Source organism: Streptomyces sp. NPDC059371 (assembly GCF_042751995.1).
In the GTDB taxonomy this organism is placed as follows: Bacteria; Actinomycetota; Actinomycetes; order Streptomycetales; family Streptomycetaceae; genus Streptomyces.
On the sequence record NZ_JBHYXD010000056.1, the window covers coordinates 52,431 to 56,880 of the forward strand.

The window sequence follows — 4,450 nt, forward strand, 5'->3', positions numbered from 1 at the left end:
GCAACCGCCCCGGCCCCCCGCCCACTTCACGCTACCCACCCCCCCGTGCCCCCCCCCCCCCCCCACGGCCCCGCGACTCTCGGGTGCCGTGAGCCTCTCGAACAGGTGAGAAGAGTCCCGTGCAGTTCCGCCAACAGGCCCTCGCCAAGCTGCGGTCCCCCGAAGAGCTCGACCTTCCGGTGCGCCTCGCCCGCCCGCAGGGCCGGCTCGTGCTGGCCGTGACGGTCCTCGCCATGGCCGCCGCCTCCGTCTGGGCCGTGACCGGCACCGTCGCCTCCACCGTCGGCGCGCCCGCCGTTCTCACCCACGCGGAGGGCAGTTACATCCTCCAGAGCCCGGTCGCCGGGCAGGTCACCGCGGTCCTCGCGACGGAGGGCGAACGCCTTCCCGGGAACGCCCCCGTACTGAAGGTGCGTACTGCCCGCGGGGAGACGGCCGTCGTCCGCACGGTCGCCGCGGGCCGTGTCACCGCCCTGGCCGCCACCATCGGCGCGATCATCTCGACCGGCGCGAACGTCGCCGCCGTGGAGAAGGTCGCCCACGCCACCGACCCGCTGTACGCGACGGTGTACGTCTCCGCCGCGAGCGCCGCGGCCGTTCCCTCGGGCGCCGCCGTCGACCTCACCGTCCAGTCGGTGCCCGCCCAGCGCTACGGAGTGCTGCGCGGCCATGTGAAGACGGTGGGCCGCACCGCGCAGACCCGGCAGCAGATCGCCGCCTACCTCGGTGACGCCCAACTGGGCGAGCAGTTCAGCGAGAAGGGCAGGCCGGTCGCCGTGCTGGTCAGGCTCGACCGCTCGTCGAACACCCGCAGCGGACTGAAGTGGTCGTCCGCGGACGGGCCGCCCTACACGCTCACCTCCATGACCCTGGCCACGGCCTCGGTCCGGCTGGCCGGTCAGCGCCCCGTCGACTGGCTCCTGCCGTGAGCGCCGCGCCGGACACCCGTGGCAGACGGCGCGCCGCCCCGCCCCGGCGCAGCGTGCCCAGGACCCGGGTCAAGAGTGTCCGCACCCCCACCGTGCTCCAGATGGAGGCCGTGGAGTGCGGTGCGGCGTCCCTCGCGATGGTGCTCGGCCACCACGGCCGGCACGTCCCGCTCGAAGAGCTGCGCATCGCGTGCGGTGTCTCGCGGGACGGCTCGCGCGCGAGCAACCTGCTGAAGGCGGCGCGCGGTTACGGTCTGACCGCCAAGGGCATGCAGATGGACACGGCCGCGCTCGCCGAGGTGCGGGGGCCCGCGATCCTCTTCTGGGAATTCAACCACTATGTCGTGTACGACGGCATGGGCCGCCGTTTCGGACGCCGGGGCGTGTTCGTCAACGACCCCGGCAAGGGCCGTCGTTTCGTGCCGATGGAGGACTTCGACACCAGCTTCACCGGGGTCGTCCTGGTCATGGAGCCGGGCCCCGGATTCCGCAGGGGCGGCCGCAGACCGGGAGTGCTGGGCGCCATGCCCGCCCGGCTGCGCGGCACTTCGGGCACGATGCCCGTCGCGGTGCTGGCGAGCCTGCTGCTGGTGGCGGTCGGCGCGGCCGTTCCGGCGCTCAGCCGGACGTTCATCGACCAGTATCTGATCGGCGGTCAGAGTTCGCTGCTGGGCGTGCTGTTCGCGTCGATGGGCGCCTCGGTCCTGCTGACGGTGGTGCTGACCTGGCTCCAGCAGGCGAACCTGCTGCGCGGCCGCCTCATCTCCTCGACGCTCTCCAGCGCCCGGTTCCTGCGCCATCTGCTGCGGCTGCCGGTCACCTTCTTCTCCCAGCGCAGTCCGGCCGACCTGGTGCAGCGGCTCCAGTCGAACGACGCGGTGGCCGAGACCCTGGCGCGCGATCTCGCCGCCGCGGGCGTGGACGCGGTCGTCGTCGTCCTGTACGCCGTGCTGCTCTACACGTACGACCCGCAGCTCACGGCCGTCGGTATCGGTGTCGCGCTGCTCAACGTGGTGGCGATGCGCGTGGTGATCCGGCTGCGCGCGACCCGCACCGCCAAGCTGCGCGCCGACACCGCCCGGCTGACCAACACCGCCTACACCGGACTGCAGTTGATCGAGACGATGAAGGCCACCGGTGGTGAGGACGGCTACTTCCGCAAGTGGGCGGGACAGCACGCCACCACGCTGGAGGAGCAGCAGCGCCTCGGGGTGCCGAGCGCCTGGCTGGGGGTGGTCGCCCCGACGCTGGCGATGCTCAACAGCGCGCTGATCCTGTGGATCGGCGGTCTGCGGGCGGTCGAGGGACAGGTCTCCGTGGGTCTGCTGGTCGCCTTCCAGGCACTGGTCACCCGGTTCACCGCGCCGGTCACCCGGCTCAACGGTGTCGCCGGCCGCATCCAGGACTTCGCGGCCGACGTGGCCCGGCTCAAGGACGTGGAGAACTTCCGGACCGACCCGCTCTACGACCGCCCCGGCAGCGGTGGATCCACCCGGCGGCTGCGGGGTCTCGTGGAACTGGAGAACATCACGTTCGGCTACAGCCCCCTCGACGAGCCGCTGCTCGCCGGGTTCTCGCTGACGGTCGGGCCGGGGCAGCAGGTCGCTCTGGTCGGCGGTTCGGGCAGCGGCAAGTCGACGGTGTCCCGGCTGATCTCGGGTCTGTACACGCCGTGGGAGGGCGCGATCCGCATCGATGGCCGCCGTCTCGAGGACATCCCGCGCGGGGCGCTGGCGTCGTCCGTGTCGTTCGTGGACCAGGACGTGTTCCTCTTCGAGGGGACGGTCCGCGACAACGTGGCGCTGTGGGATCCCTCGATCACCGACGACGCGGTGACCGCCGCCCTCCAGGACGCGGCGCTGTACGACGTCGTCGCGCGCCGTCCCGGCGGGATCCACAGCCGGGTCGAGCAGGACGGACGGAACTTCTCCGGCGGCCAGCGGCAACGCCTGGAGATCGCAAGGGCGTTGGTGCGCAGGCCCAGCGTCCTGGTGCTCGACGAGGTGACCAGCGCCCTGGACGCCGAGACGGAGCAGACCGTCATGGACAACCTGCGCCGGCGCGGCTGCGCCTGCGTGGTGATCGCCCACCGGCTGAGCACGGTGCGGGACAGCGACGAGATCGTCGTGCTGGAACACGGCTCGGTCGTGGAACGCGGGCGGCACGAGGCACTGGTGGCGGCCGGCGGTCCCTACGCCGGCCTGGTCAGGGAGCGTTGAGATGACCACGGTTCACGAAGGCGTCCACGAGCAGGACGTGGTGCTCGGGGCGCTCGGCGGCATGGGAACCCCGGTCGGCGGCGCGGGCCTGAGCCGTCTCGATCTGGAGGGTCCGCAGGTCCTGTGGCTGGTGGTCGCGGGCGCCATGGACCTGTTCGCGGTCGACGCGGCCGAGCAGGGTCACTGGCACCACCTCGGCCGGCTCGAAGCGGGCTCCTTGCTGCTCGGTCCGGTGACGGGCCCTCAGCACACGCTGGTGGGGCGGCCGTTGCGCGGCTGCGAGCTGCGCCGGATCGGGCTGCGCGAGCTGTACGAACCGGCCGGCACGGCGACCTGGTCGTACGACGCGTACGGCAACCCTCAGTTCGTGCCGCCGGCGTCGAGCCCTCTGGAGCACGCCCTCGCGCTCGGCGTCGGACGCGGTCTGTCCGTCCTCTTCCAGGCACCGACGGCCTCCGAGAACGCCCCCGCACCCACCGACGACGACGTGTTCTGGATGCGGGTCCCGCCGGGAAGCGTGCAGTACGGCTCGCTGTACGGGGCCGAGGCCGCGGCCGATCTGCTGATGGACTCCGGCGTCTGGCAGGGCATGGTCGACCAGCAGTACCGGCTGCTGTCCACGCTCGACCGCTGGATCGAGGAGCTGGAGGCCGGTCACGAGGACCGCACCGCGGCGGGCATCAAGGCCGGTGAGGCCGTCCGCGACCGCGCCGACCGGACGCTGCTCGCCTCGATCGGCAGACGGTCGGCGAAGCGCCCGACCACGGCCGAGGCCGACGCCACGTACGCGGCCTGCGAGCTGGTCGCCCGCGCGGCCGGGATCACCCTGGCCGAGCGGGCGGGCGGCGGCGCGGAGAGCGAACGGCTCGACCCCGTCGAACGGATCGCGCTCGCCTCACGGCTCCGCACCCGTTCCGTACGTCTCGACGGGCGCTGGTGGCGTGACGACATCGGCCCGCTGGTCGGCGGCCGGGCGGTGTCCGGTGCGCCGGTGGCGCTGCTGTGGCGGCGCGGCGGCTATGTCGCCGTACAGCCGTCCTCCGGGCGGGAGACGCCGGTCGAGAAGGCCAACGCGTCGGAGTTCGAAGCGCGGGCGGTGATGTTCTACCGCCCGCTGCCCGAGCGCGGGCTCGGCCCGCTGCGGCTGCTGCGGTTCTGTCTGGCGGGCACCGGCGGGGATCTGCGCAGCCTCGCGGTCAGCGCTCTGGTGACCGTGGGCGGCGGGGCGCCCGGGGCGCAACACGCCCGCCGCGCGGGCCGCCCCAAAACTTCCACAACGGATACAACACCGACAGTGTCGGG

At 72.9% G+C, this 4,450-nt stretch carries 2 protein-coding genes and 1 pseudogene; all 3 read left to right on the forward strand.

From position 1 onward, the window contains the following. Window positions 1–119: 119 nt before the first annotated feature. Window positions 120–929, forward strand: coding sequence for an HlyD family efflux transporter periplasmic adaptor subunit (locus tag ACFXGX_RS27170; protein ID WP_384795853.1), 810 nt, complete (start codon window positions 120–122; stop codon window positions 927–929). After that, window positions 926–3,148 (forward strand): NHLP family bacteriocin export ABC transporter peptidase/permease/ATPase subunit, encoded by a 2,223-nt coding sequence (locus tag ACFXGX_RS27175; RefSeq protein ID WP_384795855.1) that lies wholly within the window; start codon window positions 926–928, stop codon window positions 3,146–3,148. The genes ACFXGX_RS27170 and ACFXGX_RS27175 overlap by 4 nt, the downstream gene beginning before the upstream one ends. Window position 3,149: 1 nt before the next feature. Then, window positions 3,150–4,450 (forward strand): annotated as a pseudogene (locus ACFXGX_RS27180) (NHLP bacteriocin export ABC transporter permease/ATPase subunit); the annotation flags it as partial.